At 57.5% G+C, this 18,706-nt stretch carries 16 protein-coding genes; 10 read left to right on the forward strand and 6 right to left on the reverse strand.

Annotated elements, in window-relative coordinates; all coding sequences use genetic code 11:
* The first annotated feature begins 279 nt into the window (after positions 1–279).
* Positions 280–951 carry a CPBP family intramembrane glutamic endopeptidase gene (locus F3H10_RS07540; RefSeq protein WP_223174260.1) on the forward strand — a complete coding sequence of 224 codons (672 nt, stop codon included), beginning with the start codon at positions 280–282 and terminating at the stop codon, positions 949–951.
* A gap of 78 nt (positions 952–1,029) precedes the next feature.
* Here F3H10_RS07540 and F3H10_RS07545 read toward each other — a convergent pair whose 3' ends face one another.
* Positions 1,030–1,449, reverse strand: a complete 420-nt coding sequence (locus F3H10_RS07545) for a DUF5518 domain-containing protein (protein ID WP_149784159.1) — start codon at positions 1,447–1,449, stop codon at positions 1,030–1,032.
* Between the two features lie 179 nt (positions 1,450–1,628).
* Here F3H10_RS07545 and F3H10_RS07550 point away from each other — a divergent pair, with 179 nt between their 5' ends.
* From F3H10_RS07550 to F3H10_RS07560, 3 genes are all read left to right on the forward strand, one after another.
* Positions 1,629–3,173 carry a bacterio-opsin activator domain-containing protein gene (locus F3H10_RS07550; protein WP_149784160.1) on the forward strand — a complete coding sequence of 515 codons (1,545 nt, stop codon included), beginning with the start codon at positions 1,629–1,631 and terminating at the stop codon, positions 3,171–3,173.
* 147 nt (positions 3,174–3,320) lie between these two features.
* Positions 3,321–3,665: a winged helix-turn-helix domain-containing protein gene (locus F3H10_RS07555; protein WP_149784161.1), complete on the forward strand. Its 345-nt coding sequence runs from the start codon at positions 3,321–3,323 to the stop codon at positions 3,663–3,665.
* Positions 3,666–4,492: 827 nt separating this feature from the next.
* Positions 4,493–5,884, forward strand: a complete 1,392-nt coding sequence (locus F3H10_RS07560) for a sensor histidine kinase (protein ID WP_188127896.1) — start codon at positions 4,493–4,495, stop codon at positions 5,882–5,884.
* Positions 5,885–6,075: 191 nt separating this feature from the next.
* Here F3H10_RS07560 and F3H10_RS07565 read toward each other — a convergent pair whose 3' ends face one another.
* Entirely contained in the window at positions 6,076–7,422 is a 1,347-nt protein-coding gene (locus F3H10_RS07565) for a hypothetical protein (protein ID WP_149784163.1), read from the reverse strand.
* A 1,104-nt stretch (positions 7,423–8,526) separates the two neighbouring features.
* Here F3H10_RS07565 and F3H10_RS07575 point away from each other — a divergent pair.
* Positions 8,527–9,564 carry a sensor histidine kinase gene (locus F3H10_RS07575; protein ID WP_149784165.1) on the forward strand — a complete coding sequence of 346 codons (1,038 nt, stop codon included), beginning with the start codon at positions 8,527–8,529 and terminating at the stop codon, positions 9,562–9,564.
* Positions 9,565–9,657: 93 nt separating this feature from the next.
* Here the strand turns inward: F3H10_RS07575 and F3H10_RS07580 are convergent, their stop codons facing one another.
* The 3 genes from F3H10_RS07580 to F3H10_RS07590 form a co-directional block, all read right to left on the reverse strand.
* A complete protein-coding gene (locus tag F3H10_RS07580; RefSeq protein ID WP_149784196.1) occupies positions 9,658–10,230 on the reverse strand; it encodes a response regulator in 573 nt (190 codons plus the stop codon).
* 202 nt (positions 10,231–10,432) lie between these two features.
* Positions 10,433–11,329 (reverse strand): DUF4097 family beta strand repeat-containing protein, encoded by an 897-nt coding sequence (locus tag F3H10_RS07585; RefSeq protein WP_149784166.1) that lies wholly within the window; start codon positions 11,327–11,329, stop codon positions 10,433–10,435.
* 236 nt (positions 11,330–11,565) lie between these two features.
* Complete coding sequence (locus tag F3H10_RS07590; RefSeq protein WP_149784167.1) at positions 11,566–13,440, reverse strand: S9 family peptidase; 1,875 nt, start codon at positions 13,438–13,440, stop codon at positions 11,566–11,568.
* Between the two features lie 236 nt (positions 13,441–13,676).
* On the opposite strand from F3H10_RS07590, the gene F3H10_RS07595 reads away from it, so the two are divergent.
* From F3H10_RS07595 to F3H10_RS07620, 5 genes are all read left to right on the forward strand, one after another.
* Positions 13,677–14,033 (forward strand): ArsR/SmtB family transcription factor, encoded by a 357-nt coding sequence (locus tag F3H10_RS07595; protein ID WP_149784168.1) that lies wholly within the window; start codon positions 13,677–13,679, stop codon positions 14,031–14,033.
* Between the two features lie 352 nt (positions 14,034–14,385).
* The gene (locus F3H10_RS07605; protein WP_094521018.1) at positions 14,386–14,658 is read left to right on the forward strand and encodes a DUF7521 family protein; all 273 of its coding nucleotides are present in this window, start codon (positions 14,386–14,388) and stop codon (positions 14,656–14,658) included.
* Positions 14,659–14,766: 108 nt separating this feature from the next.
* Positions 14,767–15,453 (forward strand): sensor domain-containing protein, encoded by a 687-nt coding sequence (locus tag F3H10_RS07610; protein ID WP_188127897.1) that lies wholly within the window; start codon positions 14,767–14,769, stop codon positions 15,451–15,453.
* Entirely contained in the window at positions 15,446–16,342 is an 897-nt protein-coding gene (locus tag F3H10_RS07615; protein WP_149784169.1) for a DUF4097 family beta strand repeat-containing protein, read from the forward strand. The genes F3H10_RS07610 and F3H10_RS07615 overlap by 8 nt, the downstream gene beginning before the upstream one ends.
* Positions 16,343–16,415: 73 nt before the next feature.
* Positions 16,416–17,165 carry a sensor domain-containing protein gene (locus tag F3H10_RS07620; protein ID WP_149784170.1) on the forward strand — a complete coding sequence of 250 codons (750 nt, stop codon included), beginning with the start codon at positions 16,416–16,418 and terminating at the stop codon, positions 17,163–17,165.
* Positions 17,166–17,336: 171 nt separating this feature from the next.
* Here the strand turns inward: F3H10_RS07620 and F3H10_RS07625 are convergent, their stop codons facing one another.
* Entirely contained in the window at positions 17,337–18,701 is a 1,365-nt protein-coding gene (locus F3H10_RS07625; RefSeq protein WP_149784171.1) for a restriction endonuclease, read from the reverse strand.
* Positions 18,702–18,706: the final 5 nt, after the last annotated feature.

An 18,706-nucleotide genomic window follows, 5' to 3' on the forward strand; every position in this document is an offset into this window, starting at 1 on the left:
AGTCCAGATATTCTAGCCCACAACGAGTACGCCGGCCGAGGAAATCGTGTTTGCTGCGATGGTAAACCTGAAAGTCCCACCGCTCGGGATTCCTCTGCGTTTACGCGGAGAAGGATGTCAATCGGTGGTTCCACACCACTCTGAGTGAACTAGTTTTCGGAGCGGGACAGGTTTTCACGGCCAGAAACTCGGCCTTCGCTATCATTAGCTAACGTCGTTTTGAGAACGTATATGCGAACTCAGAGTAACGTTGCTAGGCCGGATACAGGAGTGAGAGAGGTGTCTCTGAGTGTGGGCAGTGCAGTGGCACTTACAGCACTGGGCGTTATCGCCGCATTTGCGTCAGTTATTGTCGTTGATCCACTGTTTGGCACCATCAGAACGGAATGGGGGCTACTCGGAGAATTATTAGAGAGCTACATTGTTCAACCAGGGTTTGGCCTCGTCGCCGCCTGTTACATCTGGTGGCGTGACGGCTACAATCCGCTGGATCGGATTCAGACGCCCTCACTTGAAGGGATTGCGTGGATTGGCTTCATACCGATCGGGTACGAGATGGCAGTGCGAGCGGTGACGCCGGTATTACCAATGGTCGGGTTGAGCCACAGCACGCACGGTGGCACGGCGACGTGGCGGGTGTTCTTGGACCACCCGGAGATAATTGTGCCGGGGCTGGTAATCATGTTCGCAGTTATGGCACCTATGGAGGAGATCCTGTACAGAGGGGTAGTCCACGATGCGTTGGAACCGGCGATCGGATCGCTCGGTCGGGTTCTTATTGGCGGCCTCCTGTTCGGTGGGATGCATCTGTTCCTATCGGGTGGGGTTGTGTCGCTGCTGCTCACGAGCATCTTTGGTGTCCTTGCGGCCGGTGGCTACGAGCGGACGGAAAACTTGACTGTGCCAATCATAGCGCACGCGGGCCACTGGCTCATGTTTACTCCTATTTAGCTGGAGTTGGGGGCAAAATCTCCCTTCTTAATCAACAACCCCGGGAGCGAAGCGATCGAGTAACTCAATATCGCTTGATCATGATGCTTGGTCGGCTCCGAAACCACCGACAGTGTTTGCTGCCCAGCCACCAATCCGAGCAAAAATCAGGCCGAACACCGGCGAGAAACACAGAAGCATCCCGGCGGCGATAAGGAAGAGCACGATCGTATTGAGTGTCCACGCTACAGCCATGGCTTCTGTAAGAATAAACCCAGATACCGCAACCACTCCGCCCAGAAAGCCAGCACGGAGCCCAGCAGCACTCGGCTCTACCGAACGCTTAGCTGCGATGCCGCCAGCGATCATTGATCCAACTATCATCACCCCGCCACCGGCAGTCGCCTCAGAGTTCGGCAGCCAGTTTATTACGACAGTTGCGGGTAGCGCAGCTATTGTGCCGAGAATCGCAACGTGCCAAGGTTGAGAAATTCGACGGCCTTGAGTATTCGATGACATACGCTATATTGTACAACTGTACGTATAGTCCACTCCTTGAGTTACTGACTCTGAAACAGTAACAGGGCGACACCGGTGTCAGTGGCCAGTATCCGAAGTGCGAATTGGGATTTAGCCGGACGACACGTATATACTGGTTCACGGGAAACCGTCAATAGAACAACGAGGTCCCTGCGTGAATGGAGATGGAACATCGTCTCGCAGAAGCACCGATCGGAGTTATCACCGTTCGAGATGGAACGGTGTGCGCGTGGAATGATCGCGCGGCCGCTATCCTTACAACCGACGCACCTGACGGTGAGCCGATTACTGAGGTGTTTCCACAGTCGGTCGAACGTTCGCTCACGAAGGCGTTCGAAGGGACATCGGTATCTGATGTAGCATTTGAAGAGTACTATCCAGAGGTCGAGCGCTGGCTGTCGGTGTCAGTTGTTCCTGGCGACAATACGACTACTGTTTACGTCACCGATATCACTGAAAAACACACCGACAAACAAACGATTGAACGGCTTCGTTCGGAGTCTAAGCGGGCCGAGATGGTTGACACCCTGATCGCCGACGTGCTCGAGGGGCTCGTCGGAGCTACGTCTAAAGACGCAATAATGGAGACAATCCGGGACCAGCTGGGGACATCCGACCAGTATCGGTTCGTGTGGACCGGTGAGTACGCCGTCGATAGTGACGAGCTGGTCATCACCGGCGTTGCGGGTAACCAAGGAGAGCTATTTCCGGCACTTCGTGAGGCGGTGAAGCAGGGACAGGCTACCCCCGAACGACGAGCGGTCGAACAACAGCGCCCCAAGCTGGTACAGTCGTTGAGCGAGAATCCGTCAGTCCCGGACGCGGTTCGTGCCGCTGGGTTCGCGGACGGAGTCCAGTCGGTGTTCACGCTGCCCTTGGTCTACGGCTCTAGCGTGTACGGCGTCGTCGGTGTTTATGCGGAGACCGAAACCGCATTCAGCGATCACGTACAAGCCAGCTTTGAGACGCTCGGCGAACTGGCCGGATACGCGATCAACGCGACACAGAATCGGAAACTATTGTTTTCCGATACCCTCACGGAGGTTACCTTCGGGCTCACGGAGAACTCCCCGCTGGTACGTGTGAGCGACACCTGCGACGCGGAACTCACGCTTGAGGGGACCGTAATGCCGAGTGATACTGGTCTCACGTGTTTCCTATCAGTATCGGGTTCCGATCCGGACAGCGTCGTTGAGACGGTCGAGGCGCTACCGAGTGCTCAGGATGGTCGTGTGGTCCGTCAGTCGGACGCAGAGCGCGGCCGGATCCAGGTGACGCTGGTTGAGGAGGTTCCGCTCGTTGCGGCAATCAACCGTGGTGCGACAATACAGACAGCCGTGTTTAACAGCGATGACAGTCGGCTGATCGTCGAACTGTCTCACGACACGAACGTGCGTCGGCTGGCAAACGTGCTTGGCGATGACGGACCGGCACCCGTTCTCGCACGACAGGACAAAACCCGCTCGCCGACGACCACGAGAGAATTTCGAAGCGAACTCGATGAACGGCTTACTGACCGACAGGCGACCGTCTTGCGGACGGCCTATCTCGCGGACTACTTCACGTCCCCACGTGGAAGTACGGCCGAGGAAGTTGCGACATCGCTTGGGATTACTGGATCGACGCTGCTCCACCATCTTCGGGCGAGCCAACGGAAGCTATTGGACGCATTCTATGACGAACACGACGACGGTGGCGGATAGCGGTCGCAACTCGCCGTTTTACACCCAATCGACATGCGGTCGTTTGCTCTCACACCAAGGGGAGTCTGGATAGTTAGATATCCTCGCTGCGGAGACTCTGAATACTGAGCATATTCCACCAAGGGTGTTCCGTTACATCGTCGTCACATGGCAGTGCGACACAAGTCGCGCGGCGACCAGACTGAGGAACCGACCGACGAGTTATCGACGGAAGAGCTACTCGACCTCTTCGGCGACGAATACACCCGACGAGTGTTCGAGGCGGTTTCCGAGCAGCCTCGCGGTGGGCGGGCCGTCGCGCAGGCCGCTGATGTTTCTCGGCCGACGGCTTACCGGCGTCTCAATGAGCTTCAGGATGCGGGCTTGGTCACGAGCGAGTGTTACGTCGCCCCTGACGGCCACCACCGAGAGCAGTTCAGCGCCTCCGCACAACACCTCTCCGTGTCGCTCGACGGTGGCGACATCGAGGCGTCGATCAGTCTGAGCTGTTAGGACCGAAGTGCTCTGTTGAATCCGCAGAAGGCGTCGAGATCTGTGTATTCTGTCCTCGGTTTATCAGCGCTACCAAGAGAATTCGGAGACGGACTCTTTCCAAGGAGCGAGAGAATCGAACTCACAGGATTGATCGATCCCAGCTATCGACGGCAAAGAGCGAGAGAACCACTCCTTCAGAGATCGTTATCCGCCTGCCGTCATCGGATCCAACAGAGCACGGAGAACCTAATCACCGCGACGATTACTGCTCGGATAAGTAGAATTCCGTAGTGAAATACGGAGGGTTCAGGTATGGAGGACATCGCTTTTTGATATAAATCCCCGAGCATAGTAGTTGGTCCGTACTACAGATAGCACGCCGTATGCTAACCGAACAAGGTTTCGACAGAATAATCTCATCAAGCGTGTGAACTAATCGTACCATGCTTGCCGCGGTCGGGGGTGTGAATGTTACTTTGGGGATAGTTCTGCTACTCATCGCAGCTCACACCAGCCGACAGTATTCGGGGGTAGGCACACGGAGTTTTGTTGCTTGTATAGTTGGGCTGGGCGTGTGGGCAGCCGCTGGTGGCGTCAACGATATTGTTAGTGTCTACGAATTGGGGTCGCCCAACGGAGGCGGTATGTCGTCGGGGGTGGAGTCAACATCGTCGATTACCGCGTTCGCGCTCCAAGGGTCTAGAATCGTCGACTGGGTACTTCAAACGGTAGTTCCAGTACTGTATGCTCTGTTTATTCTCGCGTATACGACTCGAACGGACCGCCGCGAGCGGCTATTGTTGTTCGTGCTTGTTCCGTTCGGACTCCTGTACACTGGAGGGTCCATGTCCGCTACACTGGTCTCACTGGTACTCGATAACCTCCCGGCTGGGCTCAGCGAGGCACTACTTCCCTTCCTACAGTTCGCTATATCAATCTCCTTTTTTGTAACTGGATCAATCGTGCTGCTCAGCCTCGGCCAGTTGTGGCGAACACTACACCGATATCGGCACGTCTCAACGCGATTGACACTGGCTCTGGCGGTGATCGTGCCGCCAGTGTGGTTCGCAGAGAGGTTCTTCATCGCCTTGGCTGAGACTCCGCTAGCGAGAGCAGCCATTCCAGTTCCGTTTGTGATCCTGTCGACGGGTGCAGCGTGGCTAGCAGTCACCCGATTCGGACTGTTTGAGGAGGTACCGGCAGCCTTGGCCGTCGCTCGACAAGACATCGTCGCCGGGATGCCGGATGCGGCCATCACGGTCACGGATGGACATGCTATCCTTGACTGGAATGCTGCTACAACAGATCTGTTTGAGCGGGAGTTTAGCACAGTAGCCGGCGAGGACCTCGCCACCATACTGCCGGATACATTCGACATCAAGGAGTTACTCGCGGAGGAACAGACAATCTGTCGGTTGCCAGACAGCGATCGGGTGTTAGAAGCCTCATCGAGCCGGATCACCGATAGCGACGACCGCACACTAGGCCACACGATTATTTTTCGCGATATAACAGACAGCCGGCAAAACGCACGTCGCGCGGAGGTTCTCAGTCGGGTGCTTCGACACAACATACGAAACAGGGCTGACGTGGCAACAGCGTACCTTCGACAGTTGACGGACGATCCCGGTCCCGACACGGCGGACAAGATAGCGACGACGGTCGAGGAGGAACTGTCGGCGTTGCGTGATCTTGGAGGTACTGCCCGCGAGATAGAGTCAGTACTACAGGCCGACAAGCGTACAGGTAATCAGTCCGTCGAGGAACTCATCCGTCACGCCATCGAGGAGGTCCAGCACGCACAGGTCGTCGACGGTGGCCACGAGTGTGCTAGTGACGTCTCGCCCGTCCCCGTCGTGATAGACACACCGCCGGTGGAGACACGCGCCAACGGGGAGATTCTGATACCGGTCATTCGCGAGCTGGTGTCGAACGCAGTCGAACACGGGGGATCTGCTCCGGAGCCGCGTGTCAGCGTACGATTGAAGGAGTCCAGCGACACCGAGGAAGTCGAGCGATGGTGGATCGATGTCGCTGACAGCGGCGCCGGGATCAGCGACCACGAGGTAGAGGTGTTCGAAGACGCCGAAGAACAGCCACTACAGCACGGCAAAGGCCTCGGGCTCTGGCTCGTCTGGTGGGGCGTCGACCGGCTCGGCGGGGAGGTCTCGTTCGATACCGACAACGGGACGACTGTCACCGTCGAACTGCCGGGAGCTCTGGTCAGTTACGAGTGATGTTCTTCCAGCGGTCGAAACGACGAACTGACACCGTCGCCGCCGATCTCGTCGGTGTGCTCCATCAAGAAGGGCGTCAACTACCCTACCCCACTTCGTTCAGCTGGAGGGGTCCACTCACGGAGAGTGGGGTTCGTTTATGAACTCAGCCCCGAACCCATCTGAGTAGGCGGTGAAGTCGTAACGGCTTGTCACGAGTGGGAGCTGAGTAGTTCACCGGCACGCTCAGGATCCGGAACGAATGCGATCGATGACCTCGGTTCCTGGGTGGACTCGCCGTCCTTAGGGTTGTAAATCCGATCGAAAAACACCGTTCCGGTGTCCAGCCAGAGCGGGCTTCCGAACAGCCCACGCTCGACCGAGACGTCCCGGACACCGTCGTATGATGCCGACCACTGTGGTCGTCCGAGGTATCGGTCGTACGCCACCACTTTGGACTCGTAAAATTCGTATTCGACGCCACCGAGCGCCAACAGCAGATGTACCGCGCTTATCGTCGAGAGGCCTCCAACGAGACCGAAGAAAATCGCAGCCAAGCTCGCGGACACGACAATAGCACCATCCAACAGGGCAAAAACGGCGACAACAATCAACCCCGCTATACCCACCCGGATTATGAGCTGTCTCCAGTGGCCGAAGCGGTTATCGACGACACCACCAGTCGTCATCGCGTTCACCACTCCTGCGGCGAGGATAGAGGAGCGAACCGGCGCCATCGTCTCGCGTGGTTCTCCATCCGGGATCGACGGCTGAGACGGAGCGGATACGTTCTCTTCCGGTTCGGAGTCTGACCACCCTTGGGATATCGCTTCATCGTTGAGGTCGGACGTCGAGTCCGACTGCCAGCCGTCGGGTCGAGCACGCGCCGCGTACCAACCGTACGCGAGCCGAGACACGATTAGCACGAACGCGGAAACGGTCATCCCGGCGCGTGTTATCTCCAAGCCCTCGCCGGCGAGGGTCGTAAGCGTCCACCACGAGGCAAGCCATAACAACCCACTATAGACAGCGAATATGAGAATCCGCTTCCGGGGGACCACCGCGGAGGCGGAAGTGACATCGTAGCCTCCCGAGGCAACGTATGCCCGCAGCACCAGCCACGATTTCGTCGCTGCTGCGACGAGACCCCCACCAAGTAAAATCAGTATAGCCGGCGAGCGCCACAGCTCTCCGGGTACATTGACGGCGGCGACGTACGCCGTTGTGCTCGCTGAAAAAACAAGTATGAACACGGCTCCCCAGACCGCCGGAATGTTTCGGAGGTGAATTCCTGGGAGGCGATCGGTAACGGTGATGGATCCGTGCTTGTGGGCTAGAAGCCGGAACGGACGTTGGAAAAGAGTCGATTGATGGTCCGTTTCGGGCCGCGAGAGCAGCTGTTGTACTGTTGTCCGGAGAGTCACAAAGAGAAGATCAATCCAGTACAAGGCGGCGACGGCTAGCAGCGCGAGGTGTCCGTACAGGAGGACAAGTACTGCAGCGACAGTCTCGACGCAAACCGATCCTAGGAGGATTCTGCGATCCCCGATCAGGCGCATAGCTGGAATGATCCGGGACGCTCGAAATCGCGCACAGACCCTCGTTGGCGGGTGATGTGTGGGTCCGGCGTAACGCGCGATATCAGTCGAACGAGCAAGCGAGTGGGGGTATCGTTACTCGAATGCGCACCGACAGGCGTGTCGTCGGTGGGGGATATCCCTACACCAGCGACGGGAGCACGAAATGGTAGAGCGGTACTGGACAGCAAGCCGAAGGTGAAGGGCGCTACCGGTAACGTAGACGCGTCTCGCACGGACAATCATAACTCGACGACTTAAAATAAGTGTGGGGGGCGTGTCTCGCGGTCCGAAACATCGAATTGTCCAACATGACGAGACCCTGTGAACCTCCCGCTACACGTGGATTCAACCCCCAGTAGGTGAACCTCACAGTTTTAGCCGTGAGAAGAGGTCAGAGTAGCATCTAATCACTCCTCTTTCCAACTGATAAACTGTGGAATAAGCACACCAACGACAATCACAACAGCGATAGTTATCCATGTCGGCAAGTCGGTGAAAGTACTTGTTGACACGAGAAGAATAACTGTAGCTACCCCAAGCAAAATCATCACCTCATTTTCGTGCGAGATCATACCAGTTAATTAGCGATTGTCTGGGCAATACAATGATCCTACCGGGTATGCTTCTAGTCCAGAAACACGCCAGTATCAATATATAATCGCATACTGATGATCTGGTATGTCGCAATCAGCGAATATATTCCGCAGTCCGGTCGTTCGTTGGGGGATGCCCGCTATGACGGCCACAATTATTGTAGCTATCGCGTTCCTCGTTGTTGAAGATCAGACACTTAGATTAGCGATGTTGGGGGTTGCCGTCGCTGACTTCCTTGTCACGCCACAAATACTGAAACGCGCTGCTCGGAGCGCATAGCTGGTTCCCAACAGAGATAGGGTTACTTGACTATAAGAGCGAATATAAAAGAGAGTGTTTCTGGCCTAGAAGCAAGAAATAATGTTAAACAGGTAGCCGGGCCAAAGTGATGATACGTGTTGTATCGAGTGGTGGTCCAACAAGTTACCGTGCGCACTCGCACGGAGAAGCGGGCGCGGTAACAATGCCAAATAGAGATGTGAGCAACCGATGAGTGATGATCGTCACACGGTAATTCCGTTACATGAGTTTCCAGACCCTGCGCTCGCATACACCGTCGACGGTGACGATGCTCGCGTGACTGCCACGAACGACGCCTTCGAGCGGCAGTTCGAACAGGAACTGGTGGGCGGACGCGTGTCGACGATATTCGACCGGTTCAACAGCTGCGATACGACCGGTGATCGGGACCCAGTCTCGCATATCGTCCGCGGCGATCGGATCGGCATCCGTCTGGACGGATGCGCCAACAGAGGCCCGTTCTTCGCTCGCGTAATCCCGTCAGATGACGACACCGGGTACCTCGTGTTTTCCGACCTTCGTGAGTGTCCCGATGACGGTTATTCACCGGGCGTCGATCAAGTGAGCAGCGTTATCAGCCACGACCTTCGGAACCCGCTTGACGTCGCGAAAGCCCACCTCCGGGCAGCAGAGGAGACCGGTGACCCCGAACACTTCGAGTCGGTCGCAGACGCACACGATCGGATGGAACGGATCATCCGTGATGTCCTAACGCTGACGCGCGACGATGCTGTCGTTCAACCCACAGAGGAGGTCGCAATCGAGACCGCTGCGAGAGACGCGTGGGAGTCGATCGATACCGAACAGGTCGAACTGACAGTTTCGGAGTCGCTGCCGACGGTCACCGCAGATCCCGATCGGCTCCAGCGGTTATTTGAAAATCTGTTCCGAAATAGCGTTGAACACGGTGTTTCAACCGATGAAACGGCTAGCGAACAAACCACAGAGCCACCGGCAAAAGGCCATCCAGACGCCCAAGGCGAGCAGACAGGCGAGAGCACGACTGTAGTTGTTCACCCATTCGAAGGGGGGTTTTATATTGCAGACGACGGACCGGGAATCCTACCGGCGAAGCGTGATGTCGTCTTCACCCCCGGATATTCCACGCGGAGTGGTGGGACCGGCCTCGGCCTAGCGATCGTCGACCGAATCGTCGAAGCACACGGCTGGGATCTGACGCTCACAGCAGCGGATGACGGTGGTGCGCGGTTTGAAATCACCTTTTAGTTAGCGGGGGAAGCATCAGAGGCCTCCTTGACTAGTGTAGTCGGGAGACGAGTCGGGTCAACGTTCAGCCCGGGTCGCGCCTCTTGTCGGAGATCAGTACCCTTCGCGCTCAATACCGGTGAACTGATCTAACAACTCGTCTGCGTCGGGGAGAAGCCGACAGATGCGGTCCCGCAAACTGTTGGCCTGGTCGTTAAGCGACGAAAACTGATCGTGGTCTTCGAGACGGTCCTGTGGCAATTCAGCGGCGATAACGGCTCGCTTCGATTCGACTCCAAAGTACTGACCGAGGAGTTCGTATGCGAGGACCTGACACTGCTGGTCGACGGCGGCCCTAATATCCTCGCGGTCGACCGGTTTACAGAGGTAGTCGTCGAACGGGAGTTCAATGAGTTCCAACCCCGGGTCGATGGCAGTCACCATGATAACCCGGGTGTGAATGTCGAACTCTCGTAACTCACGGAGGATGTCGTCACCGGATCGATCCGGCATGTGCCGATCGAGGAGGATTACGTCCGGCGGATCGGACTCGTCGACCGCAGACAATGCCTCGGGACCGCTGTAAGTAACCGTAACGTCAGCCACTGCGTCCAGCCGGAGGGCGTACGCGTCGGCGACCTCTTTCTCATCGTCAACGAGCAGCACCCGCGGCCGGTCAACGTACATGTCGGCCGTCACGTGGTGTCGATACTCACTACAGCGTTTAATAACCGCGGCTTCCGAGACGGTCTCTCCCGGGGATACACGCGGAATGGCGGTCTACGGGATCTGCCCTCGCCCTAGAGGGTGAGCCGCCACTCGGTGCGTGTCACCGACCGTGCGGCGGAGCGGAGGCGAGGCCTATTTGACTCGTCGTCCGTCAAGCCACTCAAGCGCGGATTGTGATATCGCCGTCCTCCGTTCTCGCGGTCAGTTGGCTGGTACCGCGTTCGACTTCGGCGCGTAACTGCGTCTCCGTTCGTTGGTGGACGCGGAATTGTGGGGCTTGATTAGGTACGGAGAACTCACCGGTGCTGGTGTGAGCAGAGAGGGTCGCGCTCAGCCCCTCGCTGAGTCGGAGCAACAGATCGCCGGCAGACGACTCAACGAGCGCGTCGTCGACCACAGCGGGAACATCGGCGGTAATATCTCCGGTCTGTGTCGTTAGCGCTGCCACACGCATCGGGCCACGCACCTGAATCGTTCCGTCCGAAGTCTTCGCGGAGAGGTCGCCTTCGGTCCCATCGACGGTGATATCTCCTTTCGTTGACCGAGCGGAAACATCACCGCGCGCCCGGCTGACGGAAACATCACCGTTGGGGGCTTCAAGTGTTGCCCCGTCTGTGACTCCGACGCCCGTCACGTCCCCGTGATTGGTGTGAAGCCGATGAACGGCGACGTTGCGAGGGACCCGAAGTTCCAAGGCGACACGGCCACCGCCCAATCCGAGTAGTTGCGGCTCGTCGGTCGTGATTTCTAATCGGTTCTCGACGACCTGAACCTCGGTGTCGAGCTCTTGGGGGGAGACGCCGCCCGTGGCGTGTTTCTGCGAGACGATTTTGATGTTGTCACGCGACTCGCCAATGAAGGCGACGTCGCCCGTAGCGTCAGCTACGTTGATAGCGGCGACTTTCGAGGGATCGACCGTCCGTGTTTCACGGATCCGTTCTCGGTCCAGTTGGCGTACGGATTCACACCCGGCAAGAATACCTCCTAGACCAACGCCAGTCGCGCAAAGTAGCCTTCGGCGAGTCGTTGTGGTGTTCGCAGAGTTACGTCCAGTCACAGCGATCACCGGTCAGGGTGAGTATCGGATCACGACGTACACTAGCGAATAATGATCCAAGGCACGGTACGTGCTCTCCGTCGAGCAAATGGGGGGACCGATCGTACAGACACATACGACATATAGAGTTTGTCACCAGAATCAAATATAGAATCGCATGCGCTGCTGGGTCGGCAACACTTCCAAGATTTTAAATGACTAAAGTGAGGGATAGAAGTCAGAATCCTCGGTAGATATCACGGGGAGTGGCGGCCGTTGGCGTCGAAACTTTCGACCGGCACCCGGCGCTCGAGGAAGTCCGCGACGATTTTGAACGAACGGATCTTATTGTCAATGTCGGTTGAGCCGTGGCCCTCTTCACCGAGTTCGTTATACTCGAAATCACCAGTCTGGCCCTCCTCGAACCCAGCATCAAGCAGGGCGTCACGGAACAGGCGAGCCTGTGAGATCGGACAGCGCGGATCGTTAACACCGTGGATGATACAGAGTGGGGCCGTGAGGTTTTCGACGTGATTGACCGCTGAACGCTCCGCGTAAAGCTCTTGATTCTCTTCAGGGTCACCAAGGTACCGCTCCAGCGTCGTTTTGAAATGTGCCATCGACTCCTCGTAGAGAGCCGTGAGATCCGTGATACCGACTTGGCTAACTCCTGCGGCGTAGAGCTCTGGGTACTGAACCATCTGCATGTTCGTTGAATAGCCACCGTAAGAGCCGCCCATGACGGCAATCCGATCCTCGTCGATCCACTCTTTCTCGGCAAGCCAGCGTGTTCCCTCAGCGATATCACCCTGTTCGGCGCCTCCCCAGTCTTTGTTGATCCTGTTTTTGAATTTTCTACCTCGACCAGTCGACCCACGGTAGTTCACTTCGAGGATGCTGTAGCCACGCATCGCAAGGAATTGGGCATATAGGTCAAACCGCTTCAGGTCCTGAGCCGGCGGGCCACCGTGAATCTTCACAACTGCCGGCGATGGGCGGCGCCCCGAGTCGTACACCAACGCTTCAATCTCTAAGCCATCGTGTGACTCAAACGTCTCGTATGAGCAGTCAGCGAATCCGCTGGGGTCAAGCTCGCCATACTCCGGCTCTAGTATGGTTTGAGCATCGCCGGTGGTCAGATCTACCCGGAGTAGTGTCGGACGGTCTGTAGGGGTCTCCTGTGTGACAAGCACTTCGGTCGCTGAGAGCAGAGCAGCGTCACCGTATCCCGGGAACGAGGCAACACCCTCGGGCAACTCAACTTCGTGACTCCTACCGTTCAATTCGTGAACGACGGGTACTACGGCGCAGTTCCGTGTCCGGGTCGCAAGAACTCTCTCACCACTTGGGAGAAAGGTTTTGGGCGACTCCACATGGTCTGGCTCAGTAAGCCACTCAACGGAATCATCGGTGAGATTATAAACACCAGCTCGGGGCTTATCAGAAGAATTGTCAGAAACCAACAACTGGTCACCATCGGGTCCGAAGTCGCTCACCGCAGCCTCAGCGCCCTCCTCGCCAATATTTAAATTCCGAATCTCGACGAGCTGTGCGTGCTTTCCGCTTCTGTCGAGCCGATCAATTTCAGCAATGTATACGTCTTGGTTATCAAGATTATCAGACTCATTCGTGTTGTAGGCCACACGGTCGGCTCCGGGTGTATATACTCCGTTACGGACAGGCTGACGATAGTCAGTAAGCCGTGTCGTTGTCCCAGTTTCACAGTCGTGCTCGTAGAGATTCATCTGTTGGTCAGTATCGCTGGCGAACAACAGATATCGACCATCTTCAGAGACATCCGTGAGAATCGTCTGACCATCATTTTCGACAACAGCCTCAACCTTGCCGTCACGGTCGATGGCCATGATATCATCCTGTTCGTTTCCGTCCCGATCTTGGTGGAAATACAGCCGGTTTCCGGAGGGAGCCCATCGGAATGGATATCGAGCGTCGCGGGGGACGTTCCCGTCACTAAGTCGTGTTTTATCTCCTGAATTAGGGTCAACGAGGTACAGTTCATTGCGACCGCTGCCGTCGTAGTAAACTGCGATCTCATCTCCACCCGGAGAGGCCGCTGGGTGGTAAAAGCTCGGCAGTCCGGCTAGTTCCTCAAGCAGATTTTTCTCTGGCATTAGGCCCTGTTTGCTTCGGAAGTTTCAAAAAAGACACCCCTTTGTTTCAGCTTGAGAATCACCGCGGTGTCTTTCGCCCGCCGAACATCTCTGCTGGGGCAATTCGAACCGGCTAAAAGATATCTTAGTGGGAGATCTAAGACTACTACCTAAGATCCCAAACAGAGCATCGAGAGAAATCTATCGGAAGAAGTTGGTCGGGAGTGTTAAGTTACATCCAAATAACTCCCCAGCGGATGGCTCCGGAGTCGGCGGCGGACACCCGCAAGGTGTACTCGTTGCTTGACGACGAGTATGCAAGACAAATCCTCATCGAAACGTATGAGGAGACACGGTCGGCAAGCGCACTCTGCGATGTCTGTGACGCGTCGGAGGCGACTGTCTACCGGCGGCTTGAACGACTCCAACAACAAGATCTCGTCGAGAGTGTCCAAGAGATCGATCCTGACGAAGGTCCCCACGAGGTGTACGCTGCACGACTCGACCACGTTTCGATTGATCTGACCGCAGCTGGCTTCGAGATTGATATCGAATACGTTGACGAAACGGCTGCCGACCGACTGACCAGACTGTACGAGGAGCTCTCTGGATGACACCACTTCAGTTCATCACAGCAGAACTTGCCCGCTCTCGCCAGTCAGTACTCCCAGTACAAGTGGAGGTCGTCGGCGACAATGCCGCATTAGCGGCCGCCACGATTGTCGCGTTCTTTCTGTCGGTTCTACTCGCAGTATTTGTTACGTATCGTTTCGCGCGTGGCTACTTGCGGACGCGTCAGCGCCCGCTACTGTATCTCACAGTAGGGTTACTACTGTTAGCCCCACTACCGATGTTCCTTCGGTTGGCGTTCGGTAATGTGGGATCGGTGACAGGGACAGAACGGACGGTACTGGTAACGGCGAGTAAATTCTGCGGGTTACTCGTCATCCTCGGGGTAGTATACCGATGACGTTGTCTGTGATTGCGACGGCTGGCGGTGTTGCGACTGCTTGCCTCGGAGCGTACGTCGCGTATCTCGCGTACGATGGTCACCGTCGCAACGAGAGCCGGACGATGCTGTTGCTAGCAGTTGGCGTCGTGTGTATCGCTGTGGTACCGTACGGGATCAGTTACGTCCTGACACCGCTGCTTTCGCTTTCGGACGCGGTGACCGTCCTCGGTGTCACGGTGGCCCATCTAGCAGGGCTCGGAGCGTTGGCACGGTCGGTGACGGCGTGACGTCTGGGACCTGAAGAGTTATTTCATATTTATATTTTTGGGAACGTTGCCAGCGCTGTAGCGTTGAGTCTCTTATACGTGGGTCTCGCCACAAGATTGAGTCGCAACATGAGCGAATCCGCTCGGTCCCCAAGTTCACCGATCGACGCGTTCGCGCAGTTCATCGGTGTGCCGTTTCAACGGCAGACGTATCGTAACCTCGCGTACCTCCTGTTAGCGTTCCCACTCGGGATTGCGTACTTCACCGTCATTACGACCGGACTTTCGACCGGCCTCAGTCTCGTAGTGACGCTGCTTGGCATCCCGATTATCGTCGGGACGCTCGCAGTGACGCTCGGTATCGGTTCGTTTGAGGCGCAGTTGGCCGGATGGCTCCTCGACGTCGACGTCAACCGGTCGGTCCCAGACGTGGAGTTCGCGTTCGGCTCGGTTGATGAGATCATCGCAACGACGAAACGCGTCGTCACGACATCAGCGACGTGGACCGGACTGCTACTCGTCGGGCTGAAGTTCGTGTTCGGCGTCGTCGCCTTTACTGCGGTCGTCACTGCGGGTGCGATCTCGGTGACGCTACTGTCGCTACCGATATTTTACAACGCGTCCGGAGTGACCTACACCGTCGGGCCGTACGTCGTCGACACGCTCGCCGAAGCGCTGGTTGGCGCGGGTTGTGGGATCATTCTCCTCCTCGTGTCACTTCACGTGCTCAACGGACTCGCCCGGCTCGGAGGGTTCCTCACGACCGCGCTACTCGGCGGTCAGAAGACCACAGTGACGGGTGATGTCGATGGTTGAGCGCGACACGGAGGACACTATTACCTCTCGCCGCAAGCTGCTTAGTGCGGCTGGTACCGCAGTCGCAAGCACGCTCGCCGGCTGCGGGTCGGTCGTTCAGATCGAACGCGAGGGAATCACCGACGATCAGACCATCGACGCACCAACGGACGCGACACTCGCGGTCGTCGATGCGACGGACGCGATCGCTTTCACCGCCGAGCGACGCGACGACGTCAAAGTTGTCGCCGAAAAGGAGGCGTTCGGTAGGGTTTCACTTGACGAACTGACGGTGGACGTCGAGGAGACCGCCGAGCGCGTCGAGATCACCACCGACAAGCCGACCATCGTCGGTTTCGGTGGGGCGAGCGTGTCGTTGGAGCTGTACGTGCCCGAAGAGATGGACGTCGATCAGATCCAGACCACCGACGGGGCGGTGACGGCACGGCGAGTCCCGGACGGTGCCGCGCTCCGCACCCGAGACGGATCGATTCGGATCACCGACGCTCGGGGCGACGTCACCGCGGAGACCAGCGACGGAGACATCTCCGTCGACGGGACGGACGGGACGCTCTCGGCGGTGACACAGGACGGAGCGATACAGGTGCGAGACCCGGGGCGCGTCGGCGAGATCAGCACTCGGGACGGGAACGTGATGACTGACATCCCGGCGGTGGCTGATGACGCCAAGATCGAGTCGTCAGACGGTAACTTGCTCCTGCGGATAAGCGAGGAGCTTGAGACGGTGCTCACGGCAGACACGGCCGACGGTGACATACTCATCAGCGACGTGGCTCCCGGACTTCAGATCCGGCGTCAGACGGACTCTCAACTGGAGGCAGTCGTCGGTGACGGCTCAACGCCGCTTCGGGCACACACTAATGACGGGGACGTCATGGTTCGGGGGTGACCGCCACCAAAGCGGTCCTCGCTGACGACGAGGCGGGAATATTATATCAGACGACATCCCAAATGTCCCGTTGATGGCCCTCTCGGACCAAGTATCGGACATCTCGACCATCCTCCCCCCCGTTCGACAGCTGTTATTGGTTCCGTTTCAACTCCGGACGTACGGGGTGTTGCTGTATCTCGCCCTCGCGTTCCCGCTCGGCATCGGGTACTTCGCCGGGACCGTTGTCGGACTGTCACTCGGTATTAGCCTGTCAGTATTCTTGATCGGCCTGCCGATTCTTGCGGCAACGCTGGGCGGTGTCGTGCTCGTTGCTGCCGCTGAACGGGTGATGGCGCGACAACTGCTCGGCGCCGACATCCCGACCCCGTCGTGGGGGCTTTCAGAAGCATCTCGACTGCGCGATCAGGTACTAACGGTGCTGACGACTCCCGTTTTATGGGGATCACTTATTTTTGTACTCTCAAAGCTGGCTGTCGGTGTCGCTGCGTTCACAATTATTGTGGTCGTCCTGTCACTCGGACTGTCTCTGCTCGGAGCACCGCTGTACTACGACATGCCCGGAGCGTCGGTTGGACTGTTTCTCCCCGAGCCGATCCGGCGTGAGCTTTCGCTTGTCATCCCTTGGGACCAGTTTGAGGTCGGGATCTCGTTCATCGTTCGACTCACGTCGTGGGAAGTCTCAACGCTACCCGGAGCGCTCCTGCTTTCGGTGTTCGGCGGGTTCGTCCTGCTGATCGGACTGAACGTTCTGACCGCAGGAGGGTGGATCTGCGCACGCTGGGCTGAATTAACGCTTAGTCCTGGAAGAAACGAAGGGTGAATTCGGGTGTGGAGACGCTTACAGCAGCGTTTCAATTGCCAATTCCGCTGCCAGTCGTAGCCTATTTACGGGAGTCGGCCGGTTCACCTCCACCGTCTTGTGTATGGAGTGTCATCCAGACCGCCGCAAGGGTAGGCTACAGTTTCGCTAAACGGACGTGAGAACACTAGTTTATACGACGCCGCCAACAACGAGCAGGCCAAGAACGATCAAGAATACTGCGACTACGCCTCCTGCGGCAATTAATTTGTTCTCCATCGCCTTCTCCTGAAGCGGCATGTCGGCGTACTCCTCGCGGAATGCCTCGAGGTTCTCCTCATCGTAGAAATACTTCGTCTTCAACGCGAACCGTTCCGTCACCGCACAGCCCGTACAGACCGGCTCGCCTTCCAGCCGCTCCGTCTTGGTGTGGCTGGTACAGGCGATCGCCCCGCAGTTCGGACAGTACGTGTACGTCTCGCCGACACCGCTCGTCTCGCAGTGGACACATCGGTGAATCCCGTTTTCTGTAGTGACTCGTGAAGGGCCAGCAGCATAGTATTCGTAGGGATACGAATACTCCAGTATCTCTGTCGTCTGCCGAACCTCAGGAAGATACACCGGCTCAATCGATTGTACTGAGATATCCGAGAGATTCGGCTCACACGTCTTGTTGTACGTGACGTTGTTGTCGCCGGTGTAGGTCACCGTCATCGTGTGGTGCTGCTGGAGCCGCTCGACGGCCCACTCCTTGTACTCGGTCTGGGTCTGCCCGAATCGGCGCTCCTCGACGTCGTCGAACACCTCCCCAAACTGTTCGGGGTCGAGTTCGATCCGCGTATGGAAGTTCTTGGTGACCAGTGCCGCGACATCTTCGTCGACGACCTGTAGGTGGCCACGTTCAGCGTGAACCACGAACTGCGTCCGATCGTTGATCCGGTGGATGACGCCGACGGACGTCTCGAAGACAGCGTTTGTGTCGGCGGTAACCGCAACGACCGGTCGGAACGTCACCGCAGAATGCGGTGTCGGAAGGTCGGCGGCCTCGATGTTCTCGATATCGCGGAACGCCTCCGTGACGGCCGCGTCGACGTCGGCCGCGGGGTCGTACGGGCGGAGCGTCTCGTCGCAGAGAATCTCGATGCGACCGTTGTAGAGGTCGAGGCCGATCTCGTCGGCGAGCTCGCGAAGGTTCTCACCACCGATCAACTCGATTGGATGCGGGTCGTCGCTTTGTTGGAGACGGTCGGCGTACTCCTGGGCGGGACTCGTGAACCGGCCGGTCGTAACGACCATCCCCCGCTTCGGGCCATCGAAGTCGAACGTCGCGATCGCCGAGTGGAGCTTCTGGACGACCGGTCGCCCAACCGTCCCCGTGTGTTTACACTCGACGACGATCGCGCGCCGCGTGCCGTCGACGACCTCCTCCATGATGACGTCCCGCCCCTCGTCGGCTGTCTTCTCAGCCTGCCGGACGTTCTCGTAGCCGAGGTTGCTGAAGACATCCTCTATGACATCCTCGAACTCGAATCCCGAGAGCTCGTCTAGAACAGCCATTCGAG

The sequence above is a fragment of the Halorubrum aquaticum genome (assembly GCF_900113615.1).
Classification (GTDB): Archaea; Halobacteriota; Halobacteria; order Halobacteriales; family Haloferacaceae; genus Halorubrum; species Halorubrum aquaticum.

Coding starts and splice junctions, on each gene's coding strand:
- F3H10_RS07545 (WP_149784159.1), bottom strand. CDS start 1,449: ATGTCATCGAATACTCAAGGCCGTCGAATTTCTCAACCTTGGCACGTT.
- F3H10_RS07550 (WP_149784160.1), top strand. CDS start 1,629: ATGGAGATGGAACATCGTCTCGCAGAAGCACCGATCGGAGTTATCACC.
- F3H10_RS07555 (WP_149784161.1), top strand. CDS start 3,321: ATGGCAGTGCGACACAAGTCGCGCGGCGACCAGACTGAGGAACCGACC.
- F3H10_RS07560 (WP_188127896.1), top strand. CDS start 4,493: ATGTCCGCTACACTGGTCTCACTGGTACTCGATAACCTCCCGGCTGGG.
- F3H10_RS07565 (WP_149784163.1), bottom strand. CDS start 7,422: ATGCGCCTGATCGGGGATCGCAGAATCCTCCTAGGATCGGTTTGCGTC.
- F3H10_RS07575 (WP_149784165.1), top strand. CDS start 8,527: ATGAGTGATGATCGTCACACGGTAATTCCGTTACATGAGTTTCCAGAC.
- F3H10_RS07580 (WP_149784196.1), bottom strand. CDS start 10,230: ATGTACGTTGACCGGCCGCGGGTGCTGCTCGTTGACGATGAGAAAGAG.
- F3H10_RS07590 (WP_149784167.1), bottom strand. CDS start 13,440: ATGCCAGAGAAAAATCTGCTTGAGGAACTAGCCGGACTGCCGAGCTTT.
- F3H10_RS07595 (WP_149784168.1), top strand. CDS start 13,677: ATGGCTCCGGAGTCGGCGGCGGACACCCGCAAGGTGTACTCGTTGCTT.
- F3H10_RS07605 (WP_094521018.1), top strand. CDS start 14,386: ATGACGTTGTCTGTGATTGCGACGGCTGGCGGTGTTGCGACTGCTTGC.
- F3H10_RS07610 (WP_188127897.1), top strand. CDS start 14,767: ATGAGCGAATCCGCTCGGTCCCCAAGTTCACCGATCGACGCGTTCGCG.
- F3H10_RS07615 (WP_149784169.1), top strand. CDS start 15,446: ATGGTTGAGCGCGACACGGAGGACACTATTACCTCTCGCCGCAAGCTG.
- F3H10_RS07620 (WP_149784170.1), top strand. CDS start 16,416: ATGGCCCTCTCGGACCAAGTATCGGACATCTCGACCATCCTCCCCCCC.
- F3H10_RS07625 (WP_149784171.1), bottom strand. CDS start 18,701: ATGGCTGTTCTAGACGAGCTCTCGGGATTCGAGTTCGAGGATGTCATA.